The sequence below is a fragment of the Allosphingosinicella sp. genome, from assembly GCF_036387215.1.
Taxonomy (GTDB): Bacteria; Pseudomonadota; Alphaproteobacteria; order Sphingomonadales; family Sphingomonadaceae; genus Allosphingosinicella.
On the sequence record NZ_DASVUE010000438.1, the window covers coordinates 1 to 3,556 of the forward strand.

3 protein-coding genes are annotated in these 3,556 nt (G+C 66.0%); all 3 read left to right on the forward strand.

The features are described 5' to 3' along the window. Window positions 1-1,248 (forward strand): glutathione-disulfide reductase (gorA, locus tag VF662_RS16715; RefSeq protein WP_464143082.1); only part of this gene is annotated, 1,248 nt, incomplete at its 5' end. Between the two features lie 184 nt (window positions 1,249-1,432). Further along, window positions 1,433-2,710: a homogentisate 1,2-dioxygenase gene (gene hmgA, locus VF662_RS16720; protein ID WP_464143084.1), complete on the forward strand. Its 1,278-nt coding sequence runs from the start codon at window positions 1,433-1,435 to the stop codon at window positions 2,708-2,710. A 222-nt stretch (window positions 2,711-2,932) separates the two neighbouring features. Then, a partial coding sequence (locus VF662_RS16725; RefSeq protein ID WP_464143083.1) for an alcohol dehydrogenase catalytic domain-containing protein occupies window positions 2,933-3,556 on the forward strand: 624 nt, incomplete at its 3' end.

Sequence of the window (3,556 nt, forward strand, 5' to 3'; positions counted from 1 at the left end):
GCGGAAGAATATAAGGTCGGGGGCACCTGCGTCATCCGCGGCTGCGTTCCGAAGAAGCTGCTCGTCTACGGAGCGCATTTCGCCGAGGACCTGCAGGACGCCCGCCGCTTCGGCTGGGACGTGCCGAAATGCGAGTTCAGCTGGCCGACGCTCCGCGACAACGTCCTTGCGGAGGTCACCCGGCTCGAAGCCGCTTATTCCGAGACGCTTGGCAAGCATCGGGTGGAGATCATCAAGGAGCGCGCGACCGTTGCCGGCCCGCACGAGGTGAAGCTCGCCGGCGGCCGTACCGTCACTGCCGGAACGATCCTGATCGCCACCGGCGCGACGCCGATGATCCCCGATTTTCCCGGTTCCGAGCACGGCATCACCTCCAACGACGCTTTCCATCTGGAGGAGATCCCCAGGCGGGCGGTGATCGTCGGCGGCGGCTATATCGCCAACGAATTCGCGGGCATCTTCAACGAGTTCGGAGCGAAGGTGACGATCGTCAACCGCTCCGACGTGATCCTCCGCGGCTATGACGAGTCGATCCGCGACCGGCTGCTCCAGATCTCGATCACCAAGGGGATCGATTTCAAGTTCCACGCGAAGTTCGACAGCGTCGAGAAGCTTGAGAACGGCCGCCTTCTCATAAGGATGACGGACACCGATCCGTTCGAGGCCGATCTCCTCATGTACGCGATCGGCCGGAAGCCCAACACCGACGGCCTCGGGCTCGAAGGGGCGGGCGTCGATCTCGACGGCGGCGGCGCAATCATCGTCAACGCGGACAACCAGTCCACCTGCGACAGCATCTACGCGGTCGGCGACGTCACCAACCGTATCCAGCTCACTCCGGTCGCGATCCGCGAGGGCCAGGCCTTCGCCGACACCGTCTTCGGCAACAAGCCGACCCGCGTCGACTATGACAACGTTCCTGCAGCCGTGTTCAGCCATCCGCCGCTTGCCAGCGTCGGAATGACCGAGGGGCAGGCGCGCAACAAGCTCGGCAGCGTCAAGACCTACACGTCGGATTTCCGGGCGATGAAGAACGTCCTCGCCGGCCGCAACGAGCGCGCGCTCTACAAGCTGGTCGTCAACGGCGAGACCGACGAGGTGGTCGGGATCCACATGATCGGCCCCGACGCCCCCGAGATCCTGCAGGCCGCCGCGATCGCGGTAAAGGCCAGGCTCAAGAAGAGCCAGTTCGACGAAGTGGTCGCGCTCCACCCGACCATGGCCGAAGAATTGGTGCTGATGCGTTGAGTTCTGGAACCCGCTCGCCCATGAAGCGGCCGCCATGCTCCCAGCATGGCTGTAGACTGCCGGGGGCAGTCTACACCGCTTCATCTTGTCGAGGGGCTGTCTTTCTTTCTAGAGGAAAAGCAGGGCTTTCGACAGGCTCAGCCCGAACGGTTTGGAGACGAGGTCGGTGGCAGCTGAAGGTTACATGACCGGCTTCGGGAGCCATTTCGCGACCGAAGCCGTGCCGGGCGCCCTGCCGGAGGGCCGCAATTCGCCGCAGCGGCCGGCGATGGGCCTCTACGCGGAGCAGCTTTCCGGAACCGCCTTCACCGCCCCCCGGGCCGAGAACCGCCGCTCCTGGCTTTACCGCCTCCGGCCGAGCGCCGAGCACCCGCCCTACCGGCGCTACGAAGGGGCTGTCCTGTTCGCCCCCGGCACCGTCAAAGGACCTCTCGCGCCCAATCGGCTCCGCTGGAACCCGCTCGATCTTCCGGAGGAGCCGACCGACCTCATCGACGGCATGGTGACGATGGTCGCCAATCGGCATCCGGAGGATCTGGAGGGCGTGGCGGTCCATATCTACCGCGCCAACAAGGACATGCAGCACCGCTGCTTCTTCAACGCCGACGGCGAGATGCTCTTCATCCCGGAAGCGGGCCGGCTGACGCTCTACACCGAAATGGGCCGGATCGACGTCGCTCCGGGGGAGGTGGCGCTCGTCCCGCGCGGCGTCCGCTTCCGCGCCGCGCTCCCCGACGGCACTGCCCGCGGCTATGTCGCGGAGAATCACGGATCGCTGTTCCGCCTGCCCGAGCTTGGGCCGATCGGCGCCAACGGCCTCGCCAACCCGCGCGATTTCGAAACGCCAGTCGCCCAATATGAAGACGCCGAAGGCGAAGTGGAGCTCATCCAGAAATATCTGGGCTCGGTCTGGACGACGACGCTCGATCATTCGCCGCTCGATGTCGTCGCCTGGCACGGCAACCTCGCTCCGTGGCGCTACGATCTCAGCCGCTTCAACACGATCGGCACGGTGAGCTTCGATCATCCCGATCCGTCGATCTTCACCGTCCTCACGTCGCCCTCCGATGTGCCGGGCCGCGCCAACGCGGATTTCGTGATCTTCCCGCCGCGCTGGATGGTCGCCGAGGACACGTTCCGTCCGCCATGGTTCCACCGCAACGTGATGAGCGAGTGCATGGGCCTCATCCACGGCGCCTACGATGCGAAGGCCGAGGGCTTCGCTCCGGGGGGCCTCAGCGCGCACAACATGATGGCGGGCCACGGCCCCGACGTCGCCAGCTGGAGGGCTGCGAGCGAGGCCGAGCTGAAGCCGCACAAGATCGAGGGGACCATGGCCTTCATGGTCGAAAGCTGCTGGCCCTTCCGCCCCACCGAATTCGCGCTCGGCACGGATGCCCTTCAGAAGGATTACGACGCCGCCTGGGGCGGCTTCCCCAAGGCTCGGCTGACCTCGGGCTGACCGGCTTCCATAATAGGATTTTGTGAGTCATCGCTGGACGCATGAGTCGCAATCGATTTCCTTCCCGAACCCGGCCGTGCGGCACGCGCCGAGGAGGGGGACCCCCCGCGATTCCATGTGACACTTGCGCCATTCGTGCCACTCGTGCCGTTCGCGCGCCTTTCGGGCCTGGCTCTTCCCTCACGTCGCCGGAGCGGCGATAGGCCGGCAAAAGGAGAAGGCATGAAGACCCGCGCCGCAATCGCCGTCGCTCCCAACCGCCCGCTCGAGATCCACGAGGTTGATCTCGACGGCCCCCGCGCCGGCGAAGTGCTGGTCGAGATCATGGCGACCGGCGTCTGCCACACCGACGCCTATACGCTCGAGGGGAAGGACTCGGAGGGCATCTTCCCGTCGATCCTCGGCCATGAAGGCGCCGGCATCGTCCGCGAGGTGGGGCCCGGCGTCGCCTCGGTCGCGGTCGGCGATCACGTCATCCCGCTCTACACGCCCGAATGCCGCCAGTGTAAGTCGTGCCTCAGCCGCAAGACCAACCTCTGCACCGCCATCCGCGGCACTCAAGGGAAGGGCCTGATGCCCGACGGGACCAGCCGCTTCCGGCTCGGGAGCGACACCATCTACCATTATATGGGCTGCTCGACCTTCTCCAACTTCACCGTCATGCCCGCAATCGCGGTCGCCAAGGTCCGCCCCGACGCGCCGTTTGACAAGATCTGCTACATCGGCTGCGGGGTCACGACGGGCGTCGGCGCCGTCATCTACACGGCCGGAGTCGAGCCCGGCGCCAACGTCGCGGTGTTCGGCCTCGGCGGCATCGGCCTCAACGTCATCCAGGGCGCGAAGCTC